Source organism: Endomicrobiales bacterium (assembly GCA_023228045.1).
GTDB lineage: Bacteria > Elusimicrobiota > Endomicrobiia > Endomicrobiales > JALOBY01 > JALOBY01.
In genome coordinates this window covers 48,460-65,623 of the sequence record JALOBY010000005.1, presented here as the reverse complement: position 1 = coordinate 65,623, position 17,164 = coordinate 48,460, and the positions used below count along the sequence as shown (strand labels likewise).

The window sequence follows — 17,164 nt, the reverse complement described above, 5'->3', positions numbered from 1 at the left end:
TAGGTTCTTATGCGATTAATAATGCGACAGACACAATCACCTCAAATAAACATTTTGTAAACACTGGTTATGGTATCACCACCAGTTCAATTATATTTGCAGATGGTTCTATTTTAGTTTCAACTGCCGGGTTAAGTATTACCCTTGCAAGCATATTATCAACTACAAACACTTGGAGTGCAAGTCAGACATTCCAAAATCCAATCACCGTTAGCACCATAACTTTTGCAAGCGGAACTAATGCTATTAACTTGGGTGTGAATGTGTCTGGAAACACTAACTATGGCATTGGTTTTGGGTATGGCGCATCTACCAACACTAACTATGGTGTTGGCATTGGTTATGGTGCAAGCAACAACAATGACTCTGGCATTGGCTTTGGGGGTGCTTCATACAACGACTATACCAATGGTATTGGCATTGGGTATTACGCACATGACAACTATACCTATGGCATTGGCATTGGGAGCGAAGCAAGCTACAACTATTCCTATGGCATTGGCATTGGGAATTGCGCAAGATACAACTCTTCCTATGGCATTAGCATTGGCAATAGCGTAGAATACAACTCTTCCTCTGGCATTGGTATTGGGTTTGTCGCAAATCACAACAATTCCAATGGTATTGGCATTGGGTATTACGCACACGACAACTCTTCCTCTGGCATTGGTATTGGGTATTACGCAAACAACAACTATACTTCTGGCATTGGCATTGGTTATCGTGCAGCTAACAACATCAACTATGGCATAGGTATTGGTTATTACGCAGCAGCCGTCTCATCATCCATTGCTATTGGAAAGAATGCTGCTTCTATTGCCTATTGCGGTTTTGCATTAGGTGCTGGAGCAATCAACACGGCAAAGAACGGCGGCGCTTTAGGTTCTTATGCGGTTAATAATGCGACAGACACAATCACCTCAAATAAAAATTTTGTAAACACCGGTTATAGTATTACCACCAGTTCAATTACATTTGCAGATGGTTCAGTTTTAGTTTCAACGGCGGGATTAAGTGATATTACCCTTGCAGGCATTTTATCAACCACAAACACATGGAGTGCAAGCCAGACATTCCAAAATCCAATCACCGTCAGCACCATAACTTTTGCAGACGGAACTGATACTATTAATCTTGGGCCGAATGTGTCTGGGAACACTAACTATGGCATTGGTTTTGGATATGGCTCATATAACAACAATACCTATGGCATTGGTATTGGGAGCAGCGCATACAACAACTATACCGGTGGCATTGGTATTGGGAATCAAGCATGCCAAAACTATTCCTATGGCATTGGCTTTGGTTATAACGCATACAACAACACTTCCTATGGTGTTGGCATTGGCAATGACGCAAAGAGTAACAATGACTCTGGCATTGGCATTGGGAATAACGCATACGGCAACTGGTCCTATGCCATTGGAATTGGGAGTAGTGCATACAGCAACTATACAGGGGGCATTGGCATTGGCAATAACGCAAGCGACAACCATGACTATGGCATTGGTATTGGCAATAGCGCATGGAACAACGCTTCCTATGGTGTTGGCATCGGGCCTGGCGCATACAACAACTATTCCTATGGCATCGGCATTGGTAGTGGCGCATATAACAACTATACTCGAGGCATCGGTATTGGGCCTGGCGCATCCAATAACTATAACTATGGTATTGGCATTGGGTCTGGTGCGGCTAACAACAGTAACTATGGCATTGGCATTGGTTATGGTGCAGCCAACAACCGTTACTATGGCATTGGTATTGGTTATTACGCAGCAGCCATGTCCTCATCCATTGCTATTGGAATGAATGCTGCCTCTAATGCAGAAAGTGGTTTTGCATTAGGTGCGGGAGCACAGAACACAGCACGCAACGGCGGCGCTTTAGGTTCTTATGCGGTTAATAATGCGACAGACACAATCACCTCAAATAAGAATTTTGTAAACACCGGTTACGGTATCACCACCAGTTCAGTTATATTTGCAGATGGTTCTATTTTAGTTTCAACGGCGGGATTAGGTGATATTACCCTTGCAGGCATTTTATCAACCACAAACACCTGGAGTGCAAGCCAGACATTTCAAAATCCAATCATCGTTAGCACCATAACTTTTGCAAGCGGAACTAATGTTATTAACTTGGGTGTGAATGTGTCTGGAAACACTAACTATGGCATTGGTTTTGGGTATAGTGCAAACAACAACTATTCTTACGGCATTGGCATTGGTTATAATGCATACGGCAACTTTACCTATGGCATTGGTATTGGCAATAGCGCATGGGGCAACTATTCTGGCAGTATTGGCATTGGGTATTTCAATGGAGACAACTATACCTCTGGCATTGGCATTGGAAATTACAACATAGATACCCATACCTATGGCATTGGCATTGGGCATTACACAGAGTACAGCCGTGTCTATGGCATTGCCATTGGAGATAACGCATTTGACAACACTGACTATGGCATTGGCATTGGCAATAGAGTAAATAACAACAAATTATCTGGTATTGGCATTGGGAATTACGCAACCGTCAACTATTCCTATGGCATTGGCATTGGGTATTACGCAAACAACAACTATACCTATGGCATTGGCATTGGCAATAACGCATACGGTAACTACAGCAGAGGCGTTGGCGTTGGTTATTACGCATACAACAACAATACCTTTGGCATTGGTATTGGTAATTACGCCTATGGCAACTCTTCCTTTGGCGTTGGTATTGGAAGCGGGGCATACAACAATACTTCCTATGGTGTTGGCATTGGCAATAACGCAAGCGGCAACTTTACATATGGCATTGGCATTGGCAATAACGCAACTGTCAACTATTCCTATGGCATTGGCATTGGTGGTAACGCAAACCAGAACAATGACTATGGCATTGGCATTGGCAATAGCGCAAAAAACAACTATACCTCTGGCATTGGCATTGGGGGTAACGCAAGCGACAACTCTTCCTATGGCATTGGCATTGGGTCCGGCGCGGCTAACAACAGTTCCTATGGCATAGGTATTGGTTATGGTGCAGCTAACAACATTAACTATGGCATAGGTATTGGGTATTACGCAGCAGCCGTCTCATCATCCATTGCTATTGGAATGAATGCTGCATCTCCTGCGGAGAGCGGTTTTGCATTAGGTGCGGGGGCACAGAACACAGCACGCAATGGCGGTGCTTTAGGTTCTTATGCGATTAATAATGCATCAGAAACTATTACTTCAAATAAAAATTTTGTAAACACCGGTTATGGTATCACCACCAGTTCAGTTATATTTGCAGATGGTTCGGTTTTGGTTTCAACTGGCGGGTTAGGTATTGCCCTTGCAAGCATTTTATCAACTACAAACACCTGGAGTGCAAGCCAGACATTCCAAAATCCAATCACCGTTAGCACCATAACTTTTGCAGACGGAACTGATACTATTAATCTTGGGCCGAATGTGTCTGGGAACACTGGCTATGGTATTGGCTTTGGTTATGGCGCATATAACAACAGTTCCTATGGCGTTGGTATTGGGAGCAGCGCATACAACAACTATACCAATGGCATTGGCATTGGTTATAATGCATACGGCAACCGGGACCAAGGCATTGGTATTGGGAAAGATGCATACAGCAATTATACCTCTGGCATTGGCATTGGGAATTACGCAAACAACAACTATATCTATGGCATTGGCATTGGTAGTGCAGCATACAACAACTATACCTCTGGTATTGGCATTGGGAAAGGTGCATACAACAACTATAACTCTGGCATTGGCATTGGGAGTACCGCACACGACAACCCTTCTGGCATTGGCATTGGGGCTAACGCACAGTTCAACTCTTCCCAAGGCATTAGCATTGGGGAAAGTGCAGCGTCCAACTCTGCCCAAGGCATTGGTATTGGGAAGCAAGTACAAACAAACACTACCTCTGGCATTGGCATTGGTGGGAGTGGCGCAAGTAGCAACTCTTCCTATGGTGTTGGTATTGGGTATTTTGCAAGCGGCAACCTTACCAATGGCATTGGCATTGGGTATCTCACAAAGAACAACTCTACTTCTGGCATTGGCATTGGCATTGGCGCATATAACAACAGTAACTTTGGCATTGGCATTGGAAGTAGTGCATACAACAACTATTCCTCTGGCATTGGCATTGGGTATCAAGCATACAAAAACTATTCCTCCGGCATTGGCATTGGTTATACCGCAAATTTAAACTATACCAAAGGCATTGGCATTGGGTATCTTGCAAACAGCAACACTACCACTGGCATTGGCATTGGTGCGTATGCCAGTGGCATCCATACCGCTGGCATTGGCATTGGGCGTAGCGCAGGTAGCAACTATATCTATGGCATTGGCATTGGGGGTTACGCATCTAGCAACTTTAACAATGGCATTGGTATTGGGAATACCGCAGGCACTAACTCTGACCAAGGCATTGGCATTGGGAATAACACATCTAACAACAAAAACCGAAGCATTGGCATTGGGAATACCGCACAATGGAACGCAAATAGCAGCGGCTACGATGCTGGCATTGGCATTGGGAATAATGCATACTACAACCAATCCTTTGGTATTGGCATTGGGCCTGGCGCAAACTACAACAAGGACTATAGCATTGGCATTGGCAGTGGTGCAGCTAACAGCCGTTACTTTGGCATTGGCATTGGGAATTACGCGATAGCCATCTCCTCATCCATTGCTATTGGTATGAACGCTGTTTCTTCTTCTGCAGCGAGCGGTTTTGCATTAGGCGCTGGAGCACGCAACACAGCACTCAACGGCGGTGCTTTAGGTTCTTACGCGGTTAATAATGCGACAGGCACAATCACCTCAAATAAAAATTTTGTAAACACCGGTTATGGTATCACCACCAGTTCAATTACTGCAGATGGCACGATAGTTTTTTCTAAAGGAATTGCGCAGTTAAACCAATCAACACAAACATTAACAGATGCTGCAAGTATAACATGGGATACTTCCTCAGGCGGTTTTGCAACAGTTACACTTTCAGCAACCAGAGTATTAAGCAGCCCAAGCAATTTTGTTTCAGGCGGTAAATATATAATTATAGTAAAACAGCCTGCAGGCGGAGCTTGCGCTTTAACTTACGGAGCTGCTTATAAATTTCCAGGTACTGCAGCCCCAGTTTTAACGAGCACGGCTAATGCGGTAGATATACTTGAATTTACATCAAATGGAAGTGTTTTGTATTTATCAAAATTTATTCCTGATTTAAGATAAAAAGAAATAGAGAAAAGAAAGAAATAGAGGAAATAGGGGACGGAGGCAGGAAGACAGGATAGTTGACATTTTCTACCCGCCCTTGCCTGTCATTGCAGCGAAAAGAATTAGTCATTGCGAGAAGCGGTAGCGACGAAGCAATCTTAAGTCATTGCGAGCGAAGCGCGGCAATCTGGTCGTTAAGACGAGATTGCTTCATCCCTTCGGGATTCCCGCCTTTGGCGAGGTCTAGCCTAGGGCTGACGCAATGACAACAAAAATTTTAGTCGTTGCGAGTGAAAAGAATTAGTCATTGCAGCGAAAAGAATTAGTCATTGCGAGGGCTTTAGCCCGTGGCAATCCTGGTGTCATTGCGAGAAGCGGTAGCGACGAAGCAATCTTAAGTCATTGCGAGCGAAGCGCGGCAATCTGGTCATTAAGACGGAAATTGGCTTAGAGCCAGTAGAGGACAGAGGGTTAATGTACATTATAAAAATGTTTTATAAAATTGCAGTAATTATGTTATTAATAACAGCTACCTCATTTTCTGCGATTAAAACTTCAAATATGCTTTTAGGAATGCCAATGGAAGGAAACGCAAATGACATATGCGGCGGCTCTACTACTGTTGTTGGCGGTGCTACGGTAGGAACTGGAAAACTTGGAAAAGGGTATGATTTTGACGGAACAAATGGTTATATTTCCATTGCTGATAACACCCAATTATCCGCAATAGGTGCAAAAACAGTTTGTGCATGGTTTAAAGGCACCGATACTGCTAAAATTAATTGCATTGTTTCAAAAGATTATGCGTTTCCAAATAGAGAGTGGTCTTTATTCGCAGGCTATTCTGGCGGCGCTTATATTGACACACGAGAATTTGATGGAAAAAGCACTGGTACAGGTTATTTGAGGGCCGCAGGCACCACTGCTTCAACAATTTTTGATGGGAATTGGCATCATATTGCCTACACATTTGATGGTATTAATGCAACAGGACATATTAAAATATATTGCGATGGTAAATTAGTGCCGCTAAACATGTTTGATGTTTTAGTAGGTTCTGGCGCGGTTTTAATAGACGGTAGCGGGGCTGTAAATATTGGAAGATTTGCTGCTGACAATGCCAAATGCGTAACAGAAAGCATAGATGATGTTCAAATTTATAACAGAGCTTTACCAGAAACAGACATCAGAAGAATTATGATAGGGCTTCCCCCGTTTAATTCAAATTCTTTTCGCTTGCCGCATGTACCGAACGCCACACCTTCAATTCTCTACCATTTTGATGAAGGCACCGGTAGTTTTGCTTATGATGCTATTGACAACTCCACTGCAAGTATTTCGGGTTATGGTTGGGTTGATGGAAAATATAGGGATGGTAAATATAAATATGGTGTTGGTGCTAATAATGTAAATGCTGGGAATATTATACAAAAACAACCTATATCTGTACCGCAAGAATTTACAGTTGGCATTTGGATAAAACCGTATGTTGATTTAACGCAAACAAGCAGTTATTATGGTACCAATATGTGCCAAGCGGATATAATTAGTAATGTAAAAAGGCCTGATGATGCTACTATGACGAATTGGAGTTTTTTACTTGAATTTTGGCGGTGGTATAATTCAACAGGATATGGGTTTTTAAGTTGGAGTGTTGCTTGCGGTGGTACAAGATACGCTAATGGCAACGGGTATCGTTTTGAAACTGCCTATGCTCAAAGTATTGTAAATCAATGGGTGTTTGTTGTAGCAACTGCAAAGAAAAATGGTTTAGGTGTTCTATACATAAATGGTGTTAATGTAGATAGTTTTTCTATCCCAGATGTAGATATTAATCAATGTGTTGATAATCTTGTATTGGGTAATACATTAGAAACTTTTGGTGCTTATCACATCAGGCCATTCAATGGTGCAATGGATGAATTTTTTATGATTAACAGGCAACTCTCAGATAGTGAAGTTAAACAACTATATGATGAATCCAATTTAGCAAGCGGCGATGTTTTAGATAATTTTAACTCAATGAGCGGGGTAAATAACTGGGGCGGCCAGTACAGTTCGCTTAATGTTGGTTCTGGCAGGTCAGTTAACATAAGTTATGACGAAACCGCCCATTCGGGGAATGGTGCTTGCTTAAAGGTTTCTTACAATGTCCCGAATTCAGATGATTTTGTAGGAGTGGGTATTGGTTTTGCCAATCCAGGCGTATCATGCGATATAAGCAAATACAGAGCGATTTCTTTTGATATAAAGGGTGCTGACCTTGGCCAAAGTTTCAAAATTGAGTGGAAAAATATAAATGAGAGCACGGCAGCTGCAATTTACCTTTCGAGTTATCTTGATAGAACTTCCGGTTCAAATGGTGGCACAGGCACCGATTGGGAAACAGTAACAATTCCTCTTGACGCTTTCGCAAATTTTTCAAGTACAAATAATCTTAAAGATTTGGGCCACATGAGTTTGATATTTGAACACAACTATCTTGCAACTAATGGTATGCTTAATTCAACTACATTTTACATTGACAACATTGTTTTTAGCACAACCGCTCCTAATGCCGTAAGAATTGATAGTTTTGGTGATGCTTCGGGGGTTAATGCTCTTGGTGCCCATAATGGTGATTGGACGGGTGGTACCGGTGGCAGTTGTACTTCATCATACGATACAACAACATCTTCTGGTGCTGTGCGGTCTTGGAAAGTGAATTACTCTGCTCCTACAGGTTCGTATGTTGGAACATATATGTTATTTGGCGGTACTACTACTTTGTGGGGACAGTGTCCACATGACTTTTCACAATATTCAAAGCTAAAGTTTAGAATGAAAGCAAACTCTAGTACTGAAAACCCTGAAACTTTTAAGCTAGAACTTGTGGACTCAGGCGGTACTCGTAATGTTGTACCTACAGGTATTACAACATCTTGGCAAGAATACTCAATAGATTTAACTTCATTTTCAGGCCTTGATAAAACCACAATACAAAAGCTTTCAACGGTTTTTGAAGATTGGCGTGTCGTAGATAAAACCGGTGTCGTTTATTTTGATGACATCAGGTTTGAAAAATAAATGACCTCTAATGTGGTGTCAGGCTTTACTTGCTTTACTTATTATTGGAAATTCCAATTTTATAGATTCCCGATTATCCGCCCGCCCACCCTCGCCTGTCATTGCAAGTGAAAATTTTAGTCATTGCGAGAAGCGGTAGCGACGAAGCAATCTTAAGTCATTGCGAGCGAAGCGCGGCAATCTGGTCGTTAAGACGAGATTGCTTCATCCAAAGTGGATTCGCAATAATGCAGTGTCAGGCCCGCCAACAACGAGTTGGCGAGGTCTAGCCTGCGGCTGACGCAATGACAACCAAACAAAAGTGTTGAAAATCCCGCAGTATGCGGTGAGGCGCAATAGTGCGACTTACAAAAATCTCCCACTTTGGCTGACAATGAGTGAGTATTTTTTTGGGGCATTCGTCGAGGATGTTTGAGCCCGCCACAAAGTGGCGAGGCGAGTTTCCGAAGACGCCAAAAAAATGCGAAAAAATAGCCACCGTGGGTGCATTTCTTTTGGTTACTTTTCTTTGGGCATTCAAAGAAAAGTATCACAGGGGTGCAGGGGCAGAATAGCCCCGCGGTTTAAATCAATTCTGTAATTTTATGATTTGCTTAAAAAATCTGTATCCCTCTCACCCTGCCTGTCATTCCCCCGCCTTGGGCGGGCAATAGGCAACATAGGCAGGAAAACAGGATAGTTGACATTTCCCGCCCGCCACTGCTTAGATAATTTGATACGCTGTGTTGCTAAATAAAAATGAATTTTCTATAATCCTACAATACCCGAAGCCCTTGCTCTAAGGCAGTGTTCTTAGGGCTAAACTTGTGCCGCAATGGCATAAGAAATCCAAAAAGGAGGTGCAGAAATGCCCAATTATGAGAGTACATTTATTTGCTCGCCAGAAACACCAGCCGAAAAGATTGAAGAACTTACCGAGAAAGCAAAAAAAATCATTGAGTCAAACGGCGGCAAGGTAACCTTAGTTCAAAACTTAGGTAAAAAACGCCTTGCTTATCCAATCAACAAACTTCGCGAAGGCAGCTATGTTTATTTTGAAATAACAGCTCCTGGCGTTATTGTGTCGGTGTTAGAAAACTTTTATAAGGTTAACGAACCTATTATCCGTTCTCTTACAGTCAAGGTTGAGAAAAAGGCCCCGCCAAAACCAGTTGTAGTTGCCGCGCCAGAAACAACACCAGAAGTTAAAGCGGATGCAGAAGTAAAAACTGTGGAGGTAAAAACCGATGGCGAACAGCAATCTTAGGTTACCCGAGCAAAATAGCGTAAACCTTGTGGGCCGTGTTGTTAGAGACCCTGAGGTAAAAAGTACAAAAACAGGCAGTTCAGTTTGCAACTTTTCTATTGCTTTAAACAGCCGCTACAAAGATAAGCTCACAGGTGTATGGAAAGACGGCGAACCTACTTATGTGCAAATAGTTGTTTGGGGTGATTCTGGCGTAAGGTGTGGTGAGCGTTTAAAAAAAGGCAGCCCGGTGCATATTGAAGGCCGTTTGCAAAGCCGCGCTTGGGAAACAAAAGACGGCGAGAAAAGAAATTCTTTGGAAGTTGTTGCAAAAAGGGTTCAGTTTCTTTCATTTGAGAGCGCGGATAAACAAGGGCAAGGCGCCGATTCTGACGATTCAAAACAAGTAAGTGCCCCGGCTGAAGTTGCCGACGATGAAGAGATACCTTTTTAATTTGTAATTTTGTCATCCCGATGAGCGAAGCGAAGAGGGATCTTAAATCAACAACAAGATACCTCATCCCGCAAAAGGCGGGATTCGGTATGACATAAAAAAATACTAAGTCCGCCGACAGGCGAGACGCGATAAATGTTCTTTTACAATTTAGGAAAGGGTTCAGTGAACGAAGTGAGCGACGACGAAATGGGAAAACCTAAGGTTTTCCCTTGTAGAGCGGTTTGGCGAAATCATATTAGCCAAACCAAGTATGAACGAAGTGAATACTAAGTCCCGCCTTGGCGGGACGCGATATAGGAGAATATAAAATGGTTCAAGGAAGAGCCCCATTTAAAAAAAGCGGATCTCACGGCTCCACGGCTTCTAAAGGTGCTGCGGGTGGCATGAGGCCGCGTAAAGGTGGCATGTTTGCCAAAAGAAAAGTTTGCCGTTTTTGTGCGGAAAAAATGGAGATAGATTATAAAAACTTAAACCTTATCCGCAGCTTTATGAGTGATAAGGGTAAAATAATTTCTGGCAGAGTTACCGGCGTTTGCGCAAAACATCAAAGACACTTAACAACAGCAATTAAAAGGGCAAGAATGCTTGCGTTATTGCCCTTTACCGTAGAGTAAATAATTACAAGATAAGGGGAATTATAAATGAAAGTAATTTTTCGTTCCGACATAAAAGGGGTGGGCCGCCTTGGCGATGTGAAAAATGTTGCCGATGGTTATGCCCGTAATTATCTTTTTCCAAGACAACTTGCGTTTGAGGCAACCGTTGCCAATGCAAAAAAGTGGGAACTGGAAAAAGCAAAGTTTGAAAAACAAAGAGAGCAGGTTGTGGAAGATGCCAAGAATTTAGCCACGCAAGTTGAGGCGACATCTTTAACGATTAGCGTTAATGTCGGCGAAAATGGCAAGCTTTTTGGCTCTGTTACAAATGCCGACATTGCAAAAGCATTGGCAGAGCGCGGTTTTATCGTTGAAAAACGTGATGTGCTTATGGCTGAACCTCTAAAAGAAATTGGTGCATATACAATTGATGTCCGTTTGCACCATGATGTAACTGCCAAAGTAAAAGTTTGGCTTGTTTCTGCAAAGCCCGCAGAGAAACAAGAAACTGCAGAAACAAAATAAAGTTATTGCGATTGGCAATACATAGGAAATTATGGCAGAGATGCTTGGTAAAATACCGCCGCAATCCCCTGAGGCCGAAATGGCTGTTTTGGGGGCTATGCTTATTGAAAAAGAAGCCGTAGTAAGGGCCATTGAAATCCTTGACTCAGGCGACTTTTACAAAAGCGCGCACAGGGCAATTTATAATGCCATAACGGAACTTTTTTCAAACAACGAGCCGGTTGATGAAATAACCGTGGTGGAAAAGCTGAAAAAAGAAAAAGTGCTTCAGGATATTGGCGGCGCAAGTTATATTACATCGCTTACCAACTTTGTTTCTACCGCCGCGAATATTGAAAACTACGCTAAAATTGTAAAAGAAAAATCCATCTTGCGTGCTATAATTGTTGCCGGTACAAATATGGTTGAGTTGGGCTACCGCGACGATTCTATCCCCGATGAAATTCTTGACCGGTCAGAAGCAAAGCTTTTTGAAATAAATAACAGCCGTACCCAAAAGGGTTTTTCAGACCTGCCGAAGGCCTTGCGAGAAACCCTTAAATATATGGAGCAGATTCACAAAGACCGGCGCGATGTTCCCGGCCTTGCAACAGGTTTTACTGACCTTGACGATTTAACCACTGGTTTTAACCCGGGCGAGCTTATAATAATTGCCGGAAGGCCTGGTATGGGCAAAACCGCTTTTGCACTAAACATAGTTGAGCATGTGGCTGTAAAAGAAAAAAAATCAGTGGCTGTTTTCTCGCTTGAAATGTCGGTTAGCTCTATGCTTACTCGTTTGGTTTGCTCGCTTGCCAGAGTTAACCTGCAAGATGTAAGAAAAGGCAAAATAGCAAACCACTGGGCAGATATTACAACTGTTGTTAGTAAAATTTCTGAAGCCCCTATTTTTATAGACGATAGTTCCAGTATTAATGCTTTAGACATTCGCGCAAAATCAAGGCGGCTTGCACTTGAGTTAAAATCGCAGGGTAAAAAACTTTCAATGATAGTTATTGATTATTTGCAGTTTATGACAACTTCCCGCAGGGTTGAATCACGCGAAAAAGAAGTGGCAGAAATGAGCCGTGCCCTTAAATCACTTGCAAAAGACCTTGCAGTTCCTGTTGTTGTTCTCTCTCAGCTTTCAAGAAAACCAGAAGAGGGTGGCAGAGAAGGCAAACCAAAACTTTCAGACCTTAGAGAGTCGGGTGCTATTGAACAAGATGCCGATGTGGTAATGTTCATTTATCGCGACGGTTACTATGATAAAAATGACCCGGATAAAGCTAAAACCGCGAGCATAATTGTGGCAAAACAACGCAACGGCCCAACGGGAGATATAAAGCTTGTATTTAATGGAGAGTACACCAGATTTGATAATCTTTCAGCAAGAGAAAGCTAAGCTAAAAGTAATTTAAACTATGCCAAGTAACGCGCCTTCTAACCATGAACAGGGAAGCAGGTCTAAAAAAGAAACTGTGTATACATGGCAGTTTACCCGCTCACGCAACAAAATACTCCGTCCCAACTACTCAGTTATTGATACCGCCGCATTCGCAGCTAATATAAAATCCATCAAAAAATTTCTTGAAAAAAAACTTGGCAAAAAGCCGGGCATTATTGCTGTTATTAAGGCAAATGCTTACGGGCATGGGGCAGTACCATTGGCAAAAGTTGCCGTTGAAAATGGTGTTGCGTATTTAGGTGTTGCGTCTATTGAAGAAGGCATTGCCTTGCGTGAAGAAGGCATTAAAGCGCCCATATTAATTCTTGGCAGTATATTTCCATTAGAAAATTTGCAGTATGCGGCGCGTTATAATCTGGTTCCTACAATTTCAAGTTTATATGGTGTTAACGCCCTTAGCCGTCTTGCAAAAAAATTAGGCAGAAAACTTAGTTTCCACTTGAAAGTTGATGTGGGTATGGGTAGAATTGGGCTTAGCGCGCCGTCTGCTTTTGCGGTTCTTAAAAAAATTGTTTCACTAAAAGAAATTGTTATGGAAGGGCTTTACACACATTTTCCGTGCGCCGATAACGATGTTGCCTGCACAAAGGCGCAGTTTGAAAAGTTCTTAGAGGTTGTAAAATTCGCAAAGTCGCTGAAGTTAAAGTTTGGCTCGCATTGTGCGAACTCATCAGCGCTTTTAAAAATGCCGCAAACAGCATTAGATTTAGTTAGACCAGGTCTTTTACTTTATGGTCTTGAGCCATTTGAGGGTGCCGGTAAAAAAATATCAATAAAGCCGGTTCTAAGTTGGAAGGCCGCGATAGTTTTTTTAAAAAGAGTACGCAAAGCCACGCCAATAAGTTACGGTGCGGCATTCGTTACAAAAAGAAATTCTGTCATTGCAACAATTCCAACTGGCTACGCCGATGGTTACGCACGGTTGCTTTCAGGCAAGGCGCAAGTTTTAGTTAGGGGTGTCAGGTGCCCTGTGCTCGGGCGTGTAACAATGGATATGATTATGGCAGATGTTAGCGATGTGCCGGGTGTTTCAATCGGCGATGAGGTTGTGCTGCTTGGTGTGCAGGGTGCTCAAAGAATATCCGCGCAAGAGCTATCCAAGTATTGTGATACAATAAACTACGAAATAACCTGTCAAATAAGTGCCAGAGTGCCAAGGGTTCTCATATGAAACATTATTTTAACACGATATTAAGGGTTATAGGCGCAAAGTTAATAGATACCGCCACCTCTTTAGGTGAAGTGACTAAACTTTTTACACAAACATTTTATTGGATATTCCGGTTAAAAATAGATGCAAAAAACACAGTTGCTCAAATGCTTGAAGTGGGTTGGGCATCGGTGCCGGTTATTGCTTTAACATCTCTTTTTACAGGAATGGTTTTAGCGTTGCAAACCGGCGCGTCTTCAAAAAACATTTTTAATGATCCTGTATACATAGGTACAATAGTTGGATTTTCTCTTGTTAAAGAGCTTGGTCCGGTGCTTACATCTGTAATAATTGCCGGGCGCGTTGGCGCTTCAATTGCTGCGGAACTTGGCACTATGAAAGTTACCGAACAGCTTGATGCCTTAAAAACACTTGGGACAAATCCTGTGCGTTATTTGGCTGTTCCCAGATTCTTAGCATTTATAACTATGGTGCCGTTGCTTAGCGCATTTGCAAATGTTGTAGGTATTTTAGGTGGTATGCTGGTGTGTTCATCAATGTGGCGAATACCCTCAACAATTTATTATGACGATATTTTCAACTATATGGTAATTGGTGATTTTTTTCATGGCATGATTAAATCTATGATTTTTGGGTTGATAATAGTAACAACCGCGTGCTATAAAGGTTTTAACTGTGAGGGTGGCGCTGAAGGTGTAGGTAAGGCAACAACAAGCGCGGTTATGATAGCAATGGTAATGATACTAGTTTCAGATTATTTTTTATCTGTCGCACTGGTTGCCATAGGCATTGGTTGATAGCAGATGTTTAACTAAAATTACAACTGTCAGGTTAAAAGTCGTCTCAAAACCGCAACTGTGTCATTCGATGAGCAGTAGCGACGAAACAATCTTGGTGTCATTGCGAGCGAAGCGTGGCAATCTGGTAGTTAAGACGAGATTGCTTCACCCCTTCGGGTTTCGCAAAGACAACAAAAAATAGATTGCTTCACCCAAAGTGGATTTCCGCCTTGGGCGGGGGCTGACGGGATGACAAATAGAAACAACTGATATTGCAATGGTTTTTAATGGGATTTGTTAATAGTAAATGTGTAACTAAAATATATGATTAAAGTACGAAATCTTTTTAAAAGTTTTAGAAATAATCAGGTTCTTTCCGGCCTTGATTTGGATATTGTTGACGGTGAAACTATAACAATTATAGGCGGCTCAGGCAGCGGAAAGAGTGTTTTGCTTAAAAATATAATGGGGCTTTTAAACCCCGATAGCGGCAGTGTTGAAATTGACGGCACTGAAATTACAACGCTAAATGACGAGCAACTCCTTGATGTGCAAAAAAAGTTTGGCTATCTTTTTCAGGGTGCCGCGCTTTTTGACTCACTTACGGTGCAAGACAATGTTGCTTTTGGTATAAGGAATATGGTTGATGCTGGTAAATTTGATATAACAAAAAGGGTTAGCGATTGCCTTGCAATGGTTGGGCTAAAAAACATTGAAGAGCTAAAACCTTCAGAGCTTTCCGGCGGTATGCGCAAAAGAGTTGGGCTTGCAAGGGCCATTGCTTACAGTCCAAAATACATTCTTTACGATGAGCCAACAACTGGTTTAGACCCCATAATGGCGGATGTTATAAATAATTTGATATTGCACCTTCAAAAAACAATAAATGTAACATCAATTGTTGTTACGCACGATATGAAATCGGCTTATAAAGTTTCAAATAGAATTGCTATGCTTTATCAGGGTAAAATAGTTGGCATTGGCACGCCAAATGAAATTGAAAATACAAAAGACCCTATAATCAGACAATTTATAGACGGCAAAAGTGATGGGCCGATTAAAATTGACACAGATATAACTTTGTGATGCAATAAAATTTTTAGATATATTCTAAGTCCAACGACCGCAGGAAATGGAGAAATTATGAAACAAGAAACTAAATTGGGCTTTTTTGTTCTGCTTGGCGTTGCAATTTTTGTAACCTCAATTATTTTACTTGGGGACTTCCAATTTCAAAGCCGCTATTACCTTAACATTCTTTTTGGAGATGTTGCCGGCCTGCCTGTGAAAGCAAAAGTGAAAATTGCAGGTGTTGAGGTTGGTGCAGTAAAAGACATAACCCTTGAGGGGGATAAGGCAAAAGTTAGAATTTGGCTTAAAAGCAATATAAAAATTCGCAAAAATGCGCGAGCGGGCATTGTTTCAACAGGCATTATAGGATCTAAGTATCTTGAGCTTACAATGGGTAGCAAACCATTTGAGTTTTTTAAAAATGAAGATGTTTTTGATGGTGTTGACCCTGTGCAGTTAGATAAAATGATTTCTAATGCTACGCAGCAACTTAATGAGTTGGTTCAGTCGTTAAAAAGTTATTCGGGCAAATCTCCGGGTGAAACAATTGGGGAAATACTTGAAAATATTCGCCTCACATCAAGATCGCTTAAAACTATTGTTTCAGAGCATGAGAACAACTTTGTAAATATAGTTAAAAATATTGAAAATGCCACCTCGGATATTTCAGATATTACATCTGAAAATAAAGATGACATTCGCAGTGTAATTGCTAGTATGAAAAATGTCAGTCAAAACCTAAATGCAATACTCGCAAAAATTGAAAGCGGCGAAGGTATGCTTGGTAAAATTGTAAATGATAAAGAAATGGGCGAAGACCTTAAAACAGCCGTTGTGGAAATAAAAGAAACCATAAAAGAAACAAAGAAAGTAATGCGCCGGTTAAACCTTATAGAAACCGACTGGGATTACACTATGCGCTATGACAGTAAAAATGATGTTTATCGTAGCGATGTTGGCCTTAGAATTTACCCGGTACCTGATAAGTTTTACTATATAGGTGTTTCAAACCTTGGTGATAGTTCGGTTGTTACTACCGACCCAGAAAAAATAAACACTATAAACCTTATGCTTGGCAAACGCTGGAAACCGCTTGAAATTTATGGCGGTATTATGCGTTCTAAAGGTGGTGTAGGCGCAAGAATAAAGCCGTTCTGGCGCTTTGAGCCATGGCGCAGGGTTGAAATAACAGCCGAAGCGTATGATTTTCCACGAAAAATACCCGTAGCTAAAGCAAATGTTAATTTAGGTGCCAGAGTGGAGCTTTTACCATGGGCATTTGTTGGCGCTCAAGTTGAAGATACCTTCAACACTTCAAGTATAAATTCTTATGTGAACTTGGTTGCAAGAGACGACGATATCGCATACCTGCTTGGCCTTGTAGGCCTTGCAAAACCGTAAAAGATAAACAATGTGTAAATTTGCATAAATACTATTTTGTGGTTTTTTGTTTGACAATAATCGGCGGAAATTGTAAAATCTGCGCCAATGGTTTGTGAATAATAAGGTTGAACATATCTGGCTAAATCAGCCAATCACCGATAATTAACAAAACCCCATCGTTGGGAACCATTCAATAACCTCAGAGCT

General features: G+C 41.7%; 11 protein-coding genes. All 11 read left to right on the top strand.

Translation table 11 applies throughout. The features are described 5' to 3' along the window. The coding region (locus M0Q46_02145) for a hypothetical protein (protein ID MCK9582413.1) at positions 1–5,252 on the top strand (5,252 nt) is incomplete at its 5' end. A gap of 459 nt (positions 5,253–5,711) precedes the next feature. Then, a complete protein-coding gene (locus M0Q46_02140; GenBank protein MCK9582412.1) occupies positions 5,712–8,303 on the top strand; it encodes a hypothetical protein in 2,592 nt (863 codons plus the stop codon). Between the two features lie 847 nt (positions 8,304–9,150). Continuing rightward, the gene (rpsF, locus tag M0Q46_02135) at positions 9,151–9,549 is read left to right on the top strand and encodes a 30S ribosomal protein S6 (GenBank protein MCK9582411.1); all 399 of its coding nucleotides are present in this window, start codon (positions 9,151–9,153) and stop codon (positions 9,547–9,549) included. Continuing rightward, positions 9,530–9,982, top strand: a complete 453-nt coding sequence (locus tag M0Q46_02130) for a single-stranded DNA-binding protein (protein MCK9582410.1) — start codon at positions 9,530–9,532, stop codon at positions 9,980–9,982. The genes rpsF and M0Q46_02130 overlap by 20 nt, the downstream gene beginning before the upstream one ends. 386 nt (positions 9,983–10,368) lie before the next feature. Further along, the gene (gene rpsR, locus M0Q46_02125) at positions 10,369–10,599 is read left to right on the top strand and encodes a 30S ribosomal protein S18 (protein MCK9582409.1); all 231 of its coding nucleotides are present in this window, start codon (positions 10,369–10,371) and stop codon (positions 10,597–10,599) included. Positions 10,600–10,626: 27 nt separating this feature from the next. Then, positions 10,627–11,106, top strand: a complete 480-nt coding sequence (gene rplI, locus M0Q46_02120) for a 50S ribosomal protein L9 (protein MCK9582408.1) — start codon at positions 10,627–10,629, stop codon at positions 11,104–11,106. 31 nt (positions 11,107–11,137) lie between these two features. Continuing rightward, complete coding sequence (gene dnaB / locus M0Q46_02115; protein MCK9582407.1) at positions 11,138–12,490, top strand: replicative DNA helicase; 1,353 nt, start codon at positions 11,138–11,140, stop codon at positions 12,488–12,490. A 19-nt stretch (positions 12,491–12,509) separates the two neighbouring features. Beyond that, on the top strand, positions 12,510–13,724 hold the full coding sequence (gene alr, locus M0Q46_02110) for an alanine racemase (GenBank protein MCK9582406.1): 1,215 nt from the start codon (positions 12,510–12,512) through the stop codon (positions 13,722–13,724). Beyond that, entirely contained in the window at positions 13,721–14,521 is an 801-nt protein-coding gene (locus tag M0Q46_02105) for an ABC transporter permease (GenBank protein MCK9582405.1), read from the top strand. The genes alr and M0Q46_02105 overlap by 4 nt, the downstream gene beginning before the upstream one ends. A 306-nt stretch (positions 14,522–14,827) precedes the next feature. Further along, positions 14,828–15,589 carry an ABC transporter ATP-binding protein gene (locus M0Q46_02100; protein ID MCK9582404.1) on the top strand — a complete coding sequence of 254 codons (762 nt, stop codon included), beginning with the start codon at positions 14,828–14,830 and terminating at the stop codon, positions 15,587–15,589. A gap of 57 nt (positions 15,590–15,646) precedes the next feature. Beyond that, positions 15,647–16,975 (top strand): MlaD family protein, encoded by a 1,329-nt coding sequence (locus tag M0Q46_02095; GenBank protein MCK9582403.1) that lies wholly within the window; start codon positions 15,647–15,649, stop codon positions 16,973–16,975. Positions 16,976–17,164 lie beyond the last annotated feature (189 nt).